Origin of the sequence: Mesorhizobium sp. C399B (assembly GCF_030323185.1) — a bacterium.
Lineage (GTDB): Bacteria > Pseudomonadota > Alphaproteobacteria > Rhizobiales > Rhizobiaceae > Mesorhizobium.
Genome location: NZ_CP100472.1, coordinates 3,561,504 through 3,576,065, shown reverse-complemented (window position 1 = coordinate 3,576,065; position 14,562 = coordinate 3,561,504). Strand labels below are relative to the sequence as shown.

The 14,562-nt window shown below is 64.2% G+C and carries 17 protein-coding genes and 1 tRNA gene; 9 read left to right on the top strand and 9 right to left on the bottom strand.

Features of this window, described 5'->3' with window-relative positions; all coding sequences use genetic code 11:
• The first annotated feature begins 170 nt into the window (after positions 1 to 170).
• Positions 171 to 533, top strand: a complete 363-nt coding sequence (locus NLY36_RS17275; RefSeq protein WP_023671233.1) for a hypothetical protein — start codon at positions 171 to 173, stop codon at positions 531 to 533.
• Positions 534 to 656: 123 nt separating this feature from the next.
• Positions 657 to 1,154 carry a hypothetical protein gene (locus tag NLY36_RS17270; RefSeq protein WP_023689155.1) on the top strand — a complete coding sequence of 166 codons (498 nt, stop codon included), beginning with the start codon at positions 657 to 659 and terminating at the stop codon, positions 1,152 to 1,154.
• A 26-nt stretch (positions 1,155 to 1,180) separates the two neighbouring features.
• Here the strand turns inward: NLY36_RS17270 and NLY36_RS17265 are convergent, their stop codons facing one another.
• From NLY36_RS17265 to NLY36_RS17245, 5 genes are read right to left on the bottom strand one after another with little or no spacing between them, the layout of a single operon-like run.
• Positions 1,181 to 1,486 carry an urease subunit beta gene (locus tag NLY36_RS17265; protein ID WP_023671231.1) on the bottom strand — a complete coding sequence of 102 codons (306 nt, stop codon included), beginning with the start codon at positions 1,484 to 1,486 and terminating at the stop codon, positions 1,181 to 1,183.
• Positions 1,487 to 1,494: 8 nt separating this feature from the next.
• A complete protein-coding gene (locus NLY36_RS17260) occupies positions 1,495 to 2,088 on the bottom strand; it encodes a HupE/UreJ family protein (protein ID WP_023689154.1) in 594 nt (197 codons plus the stop codon).
• A 29-nt stretch (positions 2,089 to 2,117) separates the two neighbouring features.
• Complete coding sequence (locus NLY36_RS17255; protein WP_023671229.1) at positions 2,118 to 2,372, bottom strand: DUF1272 domain-containing protein; 255 nt, start codon at positions 2,370 to 2,372, stop codon at positions 2,118 to 2,120.
• 10 nt (positions 2,373 to 2,382) lie between these two features.
• Complete coding sequence (locus tag NLY36_RS17250) at positions 2,383 to 2,685, bottom strand: urease subunit gamma (protein ID WP_023689153.1); 303 nt, start codon at positions 2,683 to 2,685, stop codon at positions 2,383 to 2,385.
• 30 nt (positions 2,686 to 2,715) lie between these two features.
• Positions 2,716 to 3,537: an urease accessory protein UreD gene (locus NLY36_RS17245; RefSeq protein ID WP_081726189.1), complete on the bottom strand. Its 822-nt coding sequence runs from the start codon at positions 3,535 to 3,537 to the stop codon at positions 2,716 to 2,718.
• A 235-nt stretch (positions 3,538 to 3,772) separates the two neighbouring features.
• On the opposite strand from NLY36_RS17245, the gene NLY36_RS17240 reads away from it, so the two are divergent.
• The 3 genes from NLY36_RS17240 to NLY36_RS17230 all read left to right on the top strand — a co-directional run bounded on the left by NLY36_RS17240 (position 3,773) and on the right by NLY36_RS17230 (position 6,099).
• Entirely contained in the window at positions 3,773 to 4,027 is a 255-nt protein-coding gene (locus NLY36_RS17240; protein WP_023671226.1) for an acyl carrier protein, read from the top strand.
• A gap of 5 nt (positions 4,028 to 4,032) precedes the next feature.
• Positions 4,033 to 5,241 carry a beta-ketoacyl-[acyl-carrier-protein] synthase family protein gene (locus tag NLY36_RS17235; protein WP_023736923.1) on the top strand — a complete coding sequence of 403 codons (1,209 nt, stop codon included), beginning with the start codon at positions 4,033 to 4,035 and terminating at the stop codon, positions 5,239 to 5,241.
• A gap of 153 nt (positions 5,242 to 5,394) precedes the next feature.
• Positions 5,395 to 6,099 carry a glutathione S-transferase family protein gene (locus NLY36_RS17230; protein WP_023695868.1) on the top strand — a complete coding sequence of 235 codons (705 nt, stop codon included), beginning with the start codon at positions 5,395 to 5,397 and terminating at the stop codon, positions 6,097 to 6,099.
• A gap of 25 nt (positions 6,100 to 6,124) precedes the next feature.
• Here NLY36_RS17230 and NLY36_RS17225 read toward each other — a convergent pair whose 3' ends face one another.
• From NLY36_RS17225 to NLY36_RS17210, 4 genes are all read right to left on the bottom strand, one after another.
• Positions 6,125 to 6,496, bottom strand: coding sequence for a hypothetical protein (locus NLY36_RS17225; protein ID WP_023711378.1), 372 nt, complete (start codon positions 6,494 to 6,496; stop codon positions 6,125 to 6,127).
• An 85-nt stretch (positions 6,497 to 6,581) separates the two neighbouring features.
• The gene (locus tag NLY36_RS17220; RefSeq protein ID WP_023689152.1) at positions 6,582 to 7,202 is read right to left on the bottom strand and encodes a nucleoside triphosphate hydrolase; all 621 of its coding nucleotides are present in this window, start codon (positions 7,200 to 7,202) and stop codon (positions 6,582 to 6,584) included.
• 269 nt (positions 7,203 to 7,471) lie between these two features.
• Positions 7,472 to 8,563: a hypothetical protein gene (locus NLY36_RS17215; protein WP_023711379.1), complete on the bottom strand. Its 1,092-nt coding sequence runs from the start codon at positions 8,561 to 8,563 to the stop codon at positions 7,472 to 7,474.
• A gap of 236 nt (positions 8,564 to 8,799) precedes the next feature.
• Positions 8,800 to 10,611 carry a methyl-accepting chemotaxis protein gene (locus NLY36_RS17210; RefSeq protein WP_023736924.1) on the bottom strand — a complete coding sequence of 604 codons (1,812 nt, stop codon included), beginning with the start codon at positions 10,609 to 10,611 and terminating at the stop codon, positions 8,800 to 8,802.
• A gap of 332 nt (positions 10,612 to 10,943) precedes the next feature.
• On the opposite strand from NLY36_RS17210, the gene NLY36_RS17205 reads away from it, so the two are divergent.
• The 4 genes from NLY36_RS17205 to NLY36_RS17190 all read left to right on the top strand — a co-directional run bounded on the left by NLY36_RS17205 (position 10,944) and on the right by NLY36_RS17190 (position 14,552).
• Positions 10,944 to 11,846, top strand: coding sequence for a D-alanyl-D-alanine carboxypeptidase family protein (locus NLY36_RS17205; RefSeq protein WP_084026274.1), 903 nt, complete (start codon positions 10,944 to 10,946; stop codon positions 11,844 to 11,846).
• Positions 11,847 to 12,263: 417 nt separating this feature from the next.
• Positions 12,264 to 13,166, top strand: a complete 903-nt coding sequence (locus NLY36_RS17200) for a DUF1003 domain-containing protein (protein ID WP_023703727.1) — start codon at positions 12,264 to 12,266, stop codon at positions 13,164 to 13,166.
• A 162-nt stretch (positions 13,167 to 13,328) separates the two neighbouring features.
• Positions 13,329 to 13,405 (top strand) — tRNA-Arg (locus tag NLY36_RS17195).
• Positions 13,406 to 13,961: 556 nt separating this feature from the next.
• Positions 13,962 to 14,552 (top strand): ankyrin repeat domain-containing protein, encoded by a 591-nt coding sequence (locus tag NLY36_RS17190; RefSeq protein ID WP_023695862.1) that lies wholly within the window; start codon positions 13,962 to 13,964, stop codon positions 14,550 to 14,552.
• Positions 14,553 to 14,562 lie beyond the last annotated feature (10 nt).

Below are 14,562 nucleotides of genomic sequence, written 5' to 3'. Positions count from 1 at the left end.
CTCCCCAAACGAGAGCCCGGCCGCAGCCGAACTCCACATCGTCGCCATCCAATGGTCATGCAATGACCCGCTCGGCGACACCTTCTGATCCCATTTGGCCGTTGAGGTGGCCCTGCCACCCAAACCGCCCGTTTGCCAAACCCTTGGCCAAATCGATGAAAGGAAAATACATGCGCAAGATCATCGTTCTTGCAGCCGCCGCCACGCTGGCCTCCGCAACCGTAGCCGGCGCCCAGCAGCAGCCCACGCCGCAACCGAAGCCGGCGGCGCCCAGCGCTCAGCCGGCGGCGCCGGCGATCCAGAAGGTCAACATCGTCGATATCAGCGAATTGCCCAAGGCCACCCAGACGCAGGTCAATCAGGTGATCGCCCAGCGTGGCGATGCCGGGCTGCAGAAACTGCGCTCTTCGATCGACGCGACGCCGCAGATCAAGTCGGCGCTCGAAGCCAAGGGGCTCACCTCGGCACAGGTGGTCGCCGCCAGCATGACCACCGATGGCGCGCTGACCCTTGTCACCAAGAAGGCAAGCTGAAAGAAGCGCTTGGCGGGCCGGCACCCGGCCCGCCAGCCCACAGGGAACCTTCGCCCGACAGGAGGCGTTTCGTTCCTTTGGCGCCGAACGGCGTTGCACAGAAAAGTCCACCAGGAGCGAGCAATGCCTGTCTTTGCCGACACCAGATGGCTCCAGAGCCTTGCTGCCTGCACATTTCTCGCAGCTTTCGGCCCGCAAGCCGCGCAAGGTCTTGAAAGCGCTGACGCCGTCAACCGGGCCGACACCGTCAACAGGATCGTCGGCTCCGATGTCCGGCAGGAGGAGGCGCGGACGGAACCACAGACCAACAAGATCATCACCGCGATCGAGCGGACGCGTGAGAACATCGGCGCCGTGCGCAAGACGTCCAAGCTCGATACTGTGGATATCGTCTTCCTCACCGACGCGGCGCGCAGCGAAGGCGGCCCGCCGCCGGCGGTCGAGAGCAAGGTCGAACAGCATCAGGATGACATTGCGGAACTGCGCAAGGAGATCGACGCCAACGCCTTGCTGTTCAACGCCATCGATTCGCGGCGCGTGCTTACGGAAGACGTCCTTGCGGTGGAATTCGACGGCTCGGCAAGAATCGTCATCTACGCGGCGGCCAGGCCGTCGAACTGACCTCAGGGCGCCCGACCCCGTCGATCTCACAGCCTGCCCATGATCTTCTGCTGAAAACCGTAGACCTCGCGTTTTCCTCCGAACGGCACCAGCGTGACGTCCCGCTCTTGTCCCGGTTCGAAGCGCATCGCGGTGCCGGCGGCAATGTCCAGACGCATGCCGCGCGCTTTGTCGCGATCGAATTTCAACCCCTCATTGGTCTCGAAGAAATGGTAGTGGCTGCCGACCTGGATCGGCCGGTCGCCGCTGTTGGCCACCTTCAGCGTCACCGTCGGCAGCCCCTTGTTGAGCTCGATGTCGCCGCTTGCCGTGATGATTTCGCCGGGAATCATCGTTAGCCTCACAAAACGCCGAAGACCAGGCCGACGGCGACTGCAGCACAAGCGGCGCCAGCGGCGCGGGCAAGCCCGCGAAAGCGCATGCCGAGGCCAAGGCCGGCAGCGATGCCCATGGCATGGAGAAGTGCGGTGGCAACGGCAAAGCCGGCCATATAGTCAAGTCCACCGGCATTTTCCGGCACTTCGGTGCCGTGGGCATGGCCATGGAACAGCGCGAACAGGCCGATGATGGCGACTCCGGCCGAGACCGGCAGATCGACCGCCAACGCCACCAGCAAGCCAAGCGCGACGACGGAGGCAAGGATGCCCGGTTCGACGAAAGGCACCGGCACGTGGAGCATGCCGAGCGCGCCGCCGACCAGCATGACGCCGACAAAGGCCAGCGGCCAGGCCCAGATTGCCTTGCCGCCCTTGAGCGCCGCCCACAGGCCGACGGCTACCATGACGGTCATATGGTCGAGGCCGGACAGCGGATGCGCGAAGCCCGCCGCGAAGGACGAGGTCGTGCCGATGCCGACATGGGCATAGGCGGGCATCGCCGCCGCCAGCAGCAGGATCGCTGCAAGCGTGGTGCGTTTGGTTGAAGCAGAGATCATCGGTCTTCCCTTCGAAGTCACGAAAACAATCACGCAGCCTTGCGCGGGCCGCAGCCCTCGGCCTTGAGCACGCGTTGGGTCGAGGCCGGATATTTCACCAGTTTCTCCACTGGGCGGATCGGGCGTGCGGAAAAATTGCCGCCGCAGTTCGGGCAGACGCCGCCCAGCACATGTTCAGCGCAGTCAGCGCAGAAGGTGCATTCAAAGGTGCAGATCAGCGCGTCCGCCGCTTCCGGCGGCAGGTCCTTGTCGCAGCATTCGCAATTCGGTCGCAGCTCCAGCATCGTTTTCTCCTCACCTGATCGGTTCGTGAACGGTCACCAGCTTGGTGCCGTCGGGAAAGGTCGCCTCGACCTGCACGTCGTGGATCATCTCGGCGATGCCTTCCATCACCTGCCCGCGGGTGATGACATGGGCGCCGGCCTCCATCAGTTCGGCGACCGGGCGGCCGTCGCGGGCGCCCTCGACGACGAAATCGGTGATCAGCGCGATCGCTTCGGGGTGATTGAGCTTGACGCCGCGTTCCAGCCGCTTGCGCGCCACGATCGCCGCCATGGCGATGAGCAGCTTGTCCTTTTCACGCGGCGTCAGGTTCATGCGCTTTCCTGGATTTGGCCTGTATTTGGCTCAGAGTGACCATAATTTGGGCAGACCCGCCCGCCCGTTGAGCAGTTCGACGAGCGGAACCAGCCGCTTGCGCAGCTGATAGCCGTCCTCGGCAAACAGCCTCGCAAGAAGCTTGCCAGATTTTTTGACGCTCCAGGCGCTGGCATCGCCGTCGGCGCCGACGATGTCGCGGGCCGGATCGAGCAAGGCTTCGGCCTGCGGCGAGACCATCAGCAGCGTCGCAGCGGCAATGGCGCCGCCGGCGACCGCCGGGCGGCCAAGTGCCGCCGCGATAGCCGGCCCGATGCGGAAATCCTCGGCATGAACGAGCGCACCATCCTGGCGGACACGCCAACGGTCGTGGAAATGGCCGTGCGCGGCCTCTTCGCCCATGGCGAGGCGGCCGAATATGGTGGCTTCAAGCAGCAATGCCTCGGCGCCTGCGGCAAGCTCGACCTCGAGCGTGCGGGCAAAGGCCGAGCGGTCGAAGACGATGGTTTCCTGGGGCAGCCAGGCGATACGCCCGCCCGCGCCGACGCTGAGCTTCACCCGAACTTCGGCGCGGTCGCTAGCGGCACGATAGATCTTTTCGCAGGCCTGGGTGGTTATCGAGGCGGAGGCACCTGGCCCGACATCGATTTCCCAGCCGAGCCGATCGCCGCCGGTCAGACCGCCGGCGGTGTTGATGAGCACGGCTTCGAGCGGATCGGCCGCAACGGCCGGCATGCGGATTTTGGCCGAGCCGTCCTGATAGAGGCGCAAAAGCCGGGTGCGTCCATCCCTGACGCCGCACGCAAGCCGGGCCGCCCCGGCCGCGCGCTGGGCCGGAAGAGCTGGGATCAAGACATGCTGCAACGTATCCACGGCGCTAACGTTAAGCACTCCCGGCGCTTTGTCGATATGGTGCTTGTTGATATAGCTTGTTGCTTGACAGCGTTTCCGTTTCTATAGAGGGAGCCTCTTTGGAACGGTCATGCTGCGCCTGGCGGGTTTTTGAAGGCGACGGCGATTTCAGTCCAGGCAACAGGGGCGCCAACCAATCGGCACCGCGACGTTATAAAATTGGGGAAGGAATCGAATGGCTGACGAGCTGGCAACGGAAATCATCGCCAAGATCAGGGCACATGCGGAGCCCGGTGGCGAAGAGATCACCACCAATACGGAATTGACCGCGCTTGGCATCCATTCCCTGGAACTGACCGAGATCATCTTCGATCTCGAGGAGCAGTACGGCATCGAGATCGAGATGAACACGGTCGATGCCTGGAGCAATCTCAAGAATGTCGGCGATATGGTTGAGGCTGTTCGCGCGCTGATTGCGAAAAAAGCCTGAGCTGAATGCAAAAGCGCGTCGTCATTACCGGCATCGGCGGCATATGCGGGCTCGGCGCCAATGCGCCTGCAATCTGGACCGAAATGCGGGCCGGCCGATCGGCCATCGGTCAAATCAGCAATCCCGGTTTGCATGATTTGAAGGTCAAGGTCGGCTGCGAAATCAAGACGCTGCCCGACCATGGCATCAGCCACAAGCAGACCGTGTCGATGGACCGCTTCAGCCTTTTGGCGACGATTGCCGCGCGCGAAGCCATGCAGCATGCCGGCCTGACATCGACTGAAGCAACCACCTACCGGATGGGCGCGGTTGTCGGCGTCGGCGTCTGCGGCTGGGAGGCGATCGAGGAGAACTATCGCGCCATCCTGGTCGACGGCAAGAACCGGGCCGGCATCTTCACCGTGCCGAAAGTGATGCCGAGTGCGGCATCCGGCCATGTCAGCATGAATCTCGGCCTGCGCGGGCCGGTGTTCGGCGTCACTTCGGCCTGCTCCTCGTCCAATCACGCCTTTGCCTCGGCGGTCGACCAGATCCGGCTCGGCCGCGCCGATGTCATGGTCGCCGGCGGCACCGACGCGCCGCTGCTTTGGGGCATCCTGAAGGGCTGGGAGGCCCTGCGGGTGCTGGCGCCCGATACCTGCCGGCCGTTCTCGGCCGATCGCCAAGGCCTGTCGCTCGGCGAAGGTGCTGGAATGGCGGTGCTGGAAACGTATGAACACGCCATGGCGCGCGGCGCGACCATTCTGGCCGAATTTGCCGGAGCCGGCCTTTCCGCCGACGCTTCCGATATCGTCGCGCCGACAGTCGAGGGACCGACGGCGGCGATGCGCGCCTGCCTGGCGGACGCCGGGCTCAATCCCGAGGACGTCGATTATCTCAACGCCCACGGCACCGGCACCAAGGCCAACGACCAGATCGAGACGGCGGCAATCAAGCGCGTCTTCGGCGACCATGCCTACAAGCTGTCGGTGTCGTCGACCAAGTCGATGCATGCCCATTGTCTCGGCGCCTCGGGCGGCCTGGAAATGATCGCCTGCGTGATGGCGATCCGCGAAGGCATCGTGCCGCCGACGGCCAATTTCCGGCAGGCCGACCCCGACTGCGATCTCGACATCACGCCGAATGTGGCGCGCGAGCGCAAGGTGCGCGCGGCGATCAGCAACGGTTTTGCCTTCGGCGGCACCAATGCCGTGGTGGCGTTCAAGGCGGTCTGACGGCAAGCGACTGGCCCTGAGCGACTGGCCCTGAATGACTGCGAAGACGGTGTGCGCACCGTCGGCCGGTTGATCGGCAAAGACGCCGAGGATAATCCTTCGCAACCCGCCAAACGGCGCGAGACCGCGCCAAATTCCCGACCGGAGCTTTCGATGACCGACCTGTCCGTCTTTCCGATCACCAAGCGCTGGCCGGCCAGCCACCCCGACCGCCTGCAGCTCTATTCCGCGACGACGCCGAATGGGGTGAAAGTCTCGATCGCGCTGGAAGAACTCGGCCTGCCCTACGAGGCGCATCTGGTGGATATCGGCAAGGACCAGAGCTGGACGCAGGAATTCCTGTCGCTGAACCCGAACGGCAAGATACCCGCGATCATCGACCCCGACGGGCCGGGCGGCAAGCCGCTCGGCCTGTTCGAATCCGGCGCCATCCTGCTCTACCTCACCGACAAGACCGGCAAGCTGATCCCGGTCGATCCGGCGCGGCGCTACGAGACCATCCAATGGGTGTTCTTCCAGATGGCGGCGATCGGACCGATTTTCGGACAGGTCGGGTTTTTCAATAAATTCGCCGGGCGCGAGATCGCCGACAAGCGGCCGCTGGATCGCTACCGCAATGAATCGCGGCGGCTGATCGGGGTGCTGGAGACGCGGCTGAAGGGTCGAACCTGGATCATGGACGACGACTATACGATCGCCGACATTTCGATGCTGGGCTGGGTGCGCAATCTGATCGGCTTCTACGAGGCGCGCGAACTCGTCGGCTTCGACGACTTCCCCACCGTCGCGGCATGGCTGGAGCGCGGGCTGGCGCGGCCCGCGGTGCAACGCGGCCTGACCATCCCCGCCAGGAATTGACCTCGGCCGGCCGAAGCAACCAGGTCTATTTCGCCTTGGCCTTGCTTTTCGAGCCGCCCTTGCCGATGACGGACGCAGCGAGCGACGCGGCGCCCCTGGCTGTCGCCGCCACCGCACCAGCGGCGACATTGGCGGTCGCCTTGACCGTGCGCATGGCCCCGCCGGCCATCGAGCCGCGGCTTGCCGGCTTCTTGGGTTTGGCGGTTTTCACCGCCACCTTCGCCGTCGCGACCGGTTCTACCTTCTTTGGCGCCGCTTTGCCGAAAGCCGGCTTTGCGTCCTTGGACCGCTCGGCGATCGCCGGGCCGGCGCCTGCCTTGGCCTGCGTGGCCTTTGCCTGCCTGGCTTTGGGTTGAGCGGTCTTGCTCTTGGCGGGTGTTTTTGCCTTGGTTGCCATCTGACGGTTCCCTCACGGCGGCACGATTGCCGATGAGAGATAACGCCCTGAAAGTCTTAAGGTTCCCGTTCCGAAGTCCAGCGAACTATGCGGGATCGCCAACAACCAGGTCGGCGGACCTGCGACGGCCGAGCACGCGATCGATGTTGGGCATGTCGTTGGAAGCGATCCAGGCGCGGGCGTCTTCGTCGGAGCGGCCATGCTCGTGCCAGCGCACCAGAAGGCGGCGCTCGAGTTCGGCCCGCGGCACATCGACAAAGATGGTGAAGTCGAACAGCGGCGCCAGCCGCGACCACGGCTCCTCGTCAAGCAGGAGGTAATTGCCTTCGACCAGGATGAACTTGGTCTCGGCGGCAACGATGGAGGCGGCGGCGCGCGACAATTCCATGCTGCGGTCGAACACCGGAATGGCGATGTCTGGCTCGCCCGAACGGATGCGCTTCAACAGCGTCTCGAAGCCGGCGAAGTCGAAAGTCTCCGGCGCGCCCTTTCTTGGCCGCAGGCCGCGCTGGTCGAGCACGATGTCGTCATAGTGGAAGCCGTCCATCGGCACGACTTCAGCCGCGCCCTCCGGCAGCAGATCATGCAGCCCGGCCGAGAGCGTCGACTTGCCGGCGCCGGGCGGGCCGGCAATGGCGACGATGAAGCGTTTCGCCTTGCCGGCGCGCTTGAAGATGGTGGCGGCGAGATGGGCGATTTCGGACATTGGGCGCTTCCAGCTATGCTTTGCATCTTGTCGGCAGTTTGAGGAAATTTCAAACCGCGATTTGGGCAATCTCACGACATCCGCCACGTCAGCGCCGCCCCTCGTCGCCCTGCCGGTGTCCAGCCGATAGATGGGTAACACTTCTCCCCCTATGCGTCCGCCGCAGCGCCAAGCAGATTGGTTGGCGCGGCGGTGCGGCGGACAAGCTCCATGTGCCGTGTGTCGAGGATGCCGGCAGGCAGGTGAGGGGCAGGGCCAGCGTTCGAAAATCAGCCGGGCTGGCCGATCCGCAGGAAATCGCTGTCGAACCTGACATCGCGGGTCGAACCATCGGCTCCGGTGAGACGCATGTGACCTGAGGCTGTCCCGATATCGCGCGGCGGCTCGCCGTTTGCCTGCGGCAGCGCGCCGATGACATGGCGGAAGGAGACTTCGCCGCCGAGGGTAAAAGCGGTCGCGACCCCTTCGCGCTTCAGCCAATTGTCGTCGATCGATGCGGCATGGCCGATGGCGGCGCGGCCGTCCTCGATGCCGAGCACGCCGCGATGGCGGCTGCTCCACGGCGCGTAATCGCGGCCGCCATTGCTGAACCACAGCATGGTGACCGGAAGCTCCGCCGGGTTCTTCAGCACCAGCACCAGATCCTGTTCGGCCCGGCGCGCCAGCGCCGTCCAGCCCGGACCGTCATGATCGGCTTCGACCAGGGTGATGAAATCCTCGCGCTCATCCTCCATGCGGTAGTCGGTGAGATCGAGCGTGCCGCCGCCAGTGGCTGGAAAGCGCGTCAGATCGGTCGAGCGGGCGGGATAGGAAAGCTTGAAGCGACCGCGGGCCGGATCGGGCTCCAGCGGTGCGTCCAGTGTCCCGGCAAAGCGCTTCGGCGAGAAGGCGAGCCGGCCGCCATCGCGCATCGCCGCCATCGGATGGTGGGCGGCGGAGACCGCGCCGGAACCGCCGGAAAAGACATGCTCCTGATAGAGAAAGGGATGACTGTTGCGGAGCGTGAAGATCTTGTCGACCGTCGCGCCCATCACCGTGCGGCGCAACCGGAAGACGGCCCGCCAGCCGTCGGATGTCGCTTCGCTGGCGGTGACATCCCAGGCGCTGTTGGCCGGCCAGCCATGCAGCGGTGCGGCCTCGATGTCGCTGGCCGAAAACGGCGCGCAGAGGAAATCGCCCGACAGCCGCACCGTGCCTTCGGGCAGGTCCGGCGACAGCGCCTCGCCGGCATCGACCCAAGGCGCGCGGTGCAGCGGTTTCAGCTGGCGGCCATCGCTTTCGACTGTCATGTCGGCGATGTGCCCGACGGTGAGGTCGAGCGTGACCGAGATGCCATTTGCCTTGATCGTGACCTTATCCATCCGCGCACCTGCTGATTCTGATGGCAGCGAACAAACCCGCTCCGTGACGGATGCGCAAGCACAGCGACCGGCATTTTGCATCAGGGCGATTTTTACCCTCCCCCTTGTGGGGAGGGTCGGCGAGCGATCGGAGCGAAGCGGAGATCGATCGACGGGGTGGGGGTAGCGCCCTACGAGGACCCCCACCCCGATCCGCTACGCGGATCGACCCTCCCCACATGGGGGAGGGTGGGCGCCTACTGCCGCTTATACTCGCGCACCGGCGACTTGGTGCCGTCGGTGTAGGTGACCTGCACCGCCATCGACGTCACGTTGTCGGCGACCTTGAAGTAAGGCTGGTAGTCATAAGGAATGGCGTAGGGGTCCTTCTTGTCGCAAGGCGGCAGCTTGATCTCCTTGTCGAGCGCCGTGCCGTTCAGGCTGTAGCGCACCTCCTTGATGCCGCAGCGGAATGACAGCATCTGGGAGAAATAGACCAGGCCGTGATTGCCGCTGGCGTCGAAGGCGATCCACGACGTCCAGAACTGGTCGAGGATCTGTTTGTTGCCCTGTTGCAGCGCCGCGTCCGGATCGAAACTTATGTCGAACGGCCCGGTCTCGCGGCCCCTGAGATCGAGATATTTGACCCCGATGGTGGTGGCCGTGGTGCTGTCGGGCAATTCGAAGCTCGGATTGGGCATCGGCTTGCCGGTGCGCTGGTCGTTCATCGCCATCAGCCCGGTGTCGGTGAACGGACCTGACACACCCATGCGCCAGGAAATGCCGGTCGCGGCCTCGGGCAGCGAGATGGAGATCGTCCAGCCGGCATTGGAGCGCATCGGCGTCAGCGTCGGGGTAAAGCGTGCTGGGTCGAGCACGTCGCCAAGCGCCGTCAGGCGGGTACGGCTGCGGTCGAGCCAGTCGGCGAGCTGCGTCTGGTCGACGAAATATTTGAGCAGCCCGCCTTCCTTTTCATAGGAGACGAACCTGGTCAGCGCCTCGGCCTCGCTGCGCTTGTCGGACAGCGACTGGACGCCGAGGCGATCCTCGGAAAACTCCTGCGCGAGCAGGTAATAGGCCGGTGCGAAATCCGGATTGGCCGCGATGAAGGCGTTGAGCTTGTCGAGACGTTGGGCATCGTCAAACTGCAGGATATGGACCAGCTTGATCGAAAGCGCCTTGGCCTTGTCGGCCAGGGCGCCGAACACTTCGCGGGCGCCGGCCTTGCCGTCCTGCACGCGCAGCAGGGTGGCGAAGCGTGTGTAGGGATCGACGGCGTCGACGTCGAAACCGGCGAAAGCGAGATAGGAGCGCCGCGCATTCAGCATGTCGCCGGAAAGCTCGTAGACGCGGGCATTGTGATAGAATTCGTCCGGCCGCTTCGGCTCGGCGATCGTCCCGCCCTGCGCGGCCAATGCGGCAAAGCCCTTGGCGATGGTGTCGATCGAGGCGGCGATCTGCACGGTGGTCGCCTGAAGCTTATCCGCCTGCTCGGCCTGTTTCTGCTGGCCGGCAGCTAGCGTTTCGGTCGTCTGCTTGACCGCCTCTACCGACTTTTGCGTCTGCGCGCCCTGCTCAGCCTGCTGCTGCTGGGTCGACGCAATTTCCTCGGTCTTCTTCGCCACCGCGTCGGTCGATTGCTTGACCTGGTCGACCGCCAGCTTCGTCTCGGTTACCGTTCGCTCGATCCTGGCCACCCTGGCCGAGACGATGCCCATCTGCTGCTGCAACTGGGCGATGGCCGGCACCAGGCCGGCGATCACACCGTTCTGCGAATTGGTCTGCTGCTGCAGGCCATAGACGCCGCCGGCGACGGCGGCAGCGCTGGTGGCAAAGATCAGCGCCGGCAGCGCCTTGGCGGCCAGCACCAGCCGCAGAACGATGGCAATGGCGATGATGGCTGCGGCAACCGAAGCGACCAGCGCGATATAGGCGGCGAACGGCGCCAGCGGATTGAGGATGTCGGAAGCAGCGCCGCCGATGAAAGCGACGCTGCCGACCCATTTGCCGGTGCGGCTGAGCGAAGCCCTGATAAGAGATGGCGCAGCCGCGCCGATGTCACCGGTCATTGTCAAATCCCCCAAGCAATTGCCGCCTCTATAGCAGCACCGCGACCCCGCAGGCAAAACAGGACAGGAAGCAGGCGATTTCGGGCGGGTGGGCGGATGTCGAGGTTGCCGTTTCAGCGCCGATGATTGGCGAAGCCGAAGCGACATCTGATCTCCCCCCTTGCGGGGGAGATTGGCAGCGTCATCGGCAGCTCCGCCGTTAACCAAATGGACGAACACAATGGGTTAGGCTAGGTTCCGGCCCTCTCAGCAACGCCGGACTTGCCTTGCCAAACTTCCATTTCCCCTCCCTCGTCCAAAAATTTCTCGCAGCCCTCCTGCTGGTTGTCTTCATGGCCGGCTGCAGCACCACCGCGCCGCCCGACAGCGTGCTGGCGGTGCCGGCGCCGCAGGAGAAATATGCCGCCATCGTAATCGATGCCGGCAGTGGCAAGACGCTGTTCGAAGTCAGTTCGAGGGCGCAACGCTATCCGGCGTCGCTGACCAAGATGATGACGCTGTACCTGCTGTTCGAGGCGCTGGAGTCCGGCCGCGTCTCGAAGGAAACGCAGATCCCGGTCTCCGACAATGCCGCCCGGCAGCCGCCGACCAAATTGCGCTTCAAGCGCGGCGAGAGCATCGATGTCGATTCGGCGATCCGGGCGATCGTGGTCAAGTCGGCCAATGACGTGGCGGTGGCGGTGGGCGAATATCTCGGCGGCTCGGAGGACCAGTTCGCCGCCATGATGACGTCCAAGGCGCGCCAGATCGGCATGAGCAGCACCGTCTTCCGCAATGCCTCCGGCCTGCCCGACGATGGCCAGCACACATCGGCGCGCGACATGGCGACGCTGGGGATGGCGCTGCGCGCCCGCTTCCCGCAGCAGTTCCACTATTTCTCCGAAAGCGACTTCATGTTCCGCGGCCGGCTGGTGCGCGGCCACAACGACATGCTCGGCCGGGTGCGCGGCGTCGACGGCATCAAGACCGGCTATATCAGGGCATCCGGTTACAATATCGTCACGTCCTACAATGCCGACGGCCGGCATCTGATCGTGGTGGTGATGGGCGCCGACAGCGCTAGGCAGCGCAACGACCATGTCGAAGCGCTGATCCAGCGCAGTCTGTCGCCCGCCATGGCCGATACGAAGACGCGGCTGATGTTTGCGGGAGATCAGCCGGCCGCGTCGCCCGGCCTGCCGCCGCCTGGTTTGCCGGCGCAGGGGTCGCAGTTGCCTGGTTTACCGCCGCAATAGAACCCGTCGTTGGGTGGAGGAACTCTGAAACGCCGGCGGACAGCACCCCCCTCTGGCCTGCCGGCCATCTCCCCCTCAAGTGGGGAGATTAGCAGCTTCGGCGTCTCGCCTCTTTTTCGTGTTTGGCAAAGCCATGGCGACATCTGATCTCCCCCCTTGAGGGGGAGATGTCCGGCAGGACAGAGGGGGGTCGTGAAGGATCGCTGCCTCATCTTAACTCTGCAGCAGGCGCAACAGCACTTCGGCGGTCTGGTTGCCGAGCAGCAGGCGAGCGAGGCCCCGGGGGGCTGCGCCGCCACAGGCAATTGCAGCAGGCATTCATCACAAGCGCTTGCACAAGCCCCCAATCTTCACCGCCACAGTGGCTATGGCGTGCCGGCTTGGCGTATCGTGGGCGCGACAGCAGGAGCCGGCATCATGAGCCCAAAACCATCCGAACAGGCCGACAATGAAAACGACAGCGGCGGCGAGTATTTCGAGGCGCCGCCCGCCCACGACGCCGAACTGGTTGCCGACGAGGCGCTGGAAGCGCCCGATGTGCCGGACTCCGAACCTCATGGCCGCCTTAAGCCGAAGCGGAAACCATCGGCGATATCGGGCCGCAAATTCCGCAAGCGTGACCTGGTGCGCATCGACGACCTCAGGCCGAGCCTGGCCGACCGCATCCGCTCCGATCATCCCGACCTGCCGCGCGGCGCCCGCATCAGCCGGGAGGAGCTCGGCCGCTACCGCATGCGCTACATGGAGGAGTTGCTGCAGCAGGAGCATGGCGAATTCTCCGAGCTCGACCGCCAGGTGGTCGAATCGATCGCCAGGCAGGACACGATTTCGGAAAACTCGGAAGAGGAGTTCGAGGAGCACCGCTCGTTCGCCGACCGCGTCTCCGACAACATGGCGGCTTTCGGCGGCAGCTGGTGGTTCCTGATCTCGTTCGGCAGCGTGCTTGCGGTGTGGATCGGCATCAATTTGATCGCGGGCGTGAGCAGCGCCTTCGACCCCTACCCCTTCATCCTGCTCAACCTGCTGCTCTCCTGTATCGCCGCCATCCAGGCGCCGATCATCATGATGAGCCAGAGACGGACGGAGGCCAAGGACCGCCTGCGCTCGTTCAACGACTACCGGGTGAACCTGAAAGCCGAGCTGGAAGTGCGCCATTTGCACGAAAAGCTCGACTATCTGATCTCGCGCCAATGGACGCGGCTGGCTGAAATGCAGCAGATGCAGCTGGACGCGATGCATGAGCTGACGGGCGCGAAGAAGGCGAAGCGGGCGCCGCGCAGGGTGCGCAGGCGGGTGGCGAAGGTGGAGGTGGCGGGGTGAGTCCCGGGCTGAGGCTGCAGGGCGGACGCGAACTTGCCAGGCCGCGCAAGGTGGCTTCGAAAATATCGCCACGCCAATTGCCCGTTGAAGCCCGCGCCGGCTTCCGCTAAGAAGCCGTGGCTGGCCGGCCTATCGGCTGGTTCGTTTTCAGGTTCCCTGAAGGCACCCGTAGCTCAGCTGGATAGAGCGCTGCCCTCCGAAGGCAGAGGTCACAGGTTCGAATCCTGTCGGGTGCGCCATTTTCGTTTGAATTTCAATGTATTAGATGGCCATAGGCGAAATGCTCTTGCGCAAGGCAATATGCCCGTAAGCAGTGGAGCGAGCTTTGGCCACTGGCTGACTGACGTCGACGGGTACAAGTGTGCGTTGGATTCATTGATTTTTGCGGAGGCGGCGCGCCCCATGATCCAAGGGAACGGTTGAGCGTTGCTCCTGGAGGCAGCACTCAAACCGTTCGGTTCGTGGTGGTTTTGACCGGTATGCGCCCAATGTCGGTCATTGAGCAAGCCATAGTTGCATCCGAAAGCGGACACTTCCGCCACCGGCCACCTTTGCGCTTACCGGCTATCCCAACGGAGCAACAGGCGGTTACGCTCGACGCCGCTCGGCGCCTCGGTAATCGACGCTCTTCAAAATTCAGACTGGACCCGGTGCCCCTACTGACGAAGCCAGTAGCACTAACGCCTTCCCGCCCTGGGCCGCGTTCGCTATGTCTGGCCGCGCCGTCCGCCTTGGATCCACCTGATGTGCCCAGGACAGCTTGTATGACCACAAGCTAATATGCTACCTTGCACAATGCGCGGATTGCTGGCACTTGGAATGCTGGTTTTGGCGGCTACGACAGCAGCCGCAGGTGAGCAGTTGTTCGACTCCATCGCCGCCGGCGACAAGGGTGCCGTGGAGCAAGCCCTGGCAGGCGGTGCCGACGTCGACAGCCGGGCGCGCGACCAGGCAACGCTGCTCATCGCTGCAGCGCTCGATAACCAGCCGGAAATCGCCGACTTCTTGCTGGCCAAGGGTGCCGACATCATGGCGCGTAACTCGGGCGGCTTTACCCCGCTTCATGCGGCGGCCTTCTCGGGCAGCCTGCCGATCGCCAAGCTGCTGCTGGAAAAAGGCGCGGTGCTCGACGATGCCGCCAACAAGGCGGGTGCTACGCCGTTGCTGGTGGCCGGCGAGGAAAACCACATTGAACTGGCCGAGTTCCTCATTGCGAAAGGTGCCAATGTGAACCATGCCGAGGGGCATGGCTACATGCCGATAACGCGCGCATTCTGGAAGGGCAACACGGATATCATACGACTTTTCAAACGCCATGGTGCTACCTGCCAAGCCAAAATTCTTGGCGAGGCGAACGCGGCGAAGTGCGCCGAGATCCACGATTAACGGAGGATAC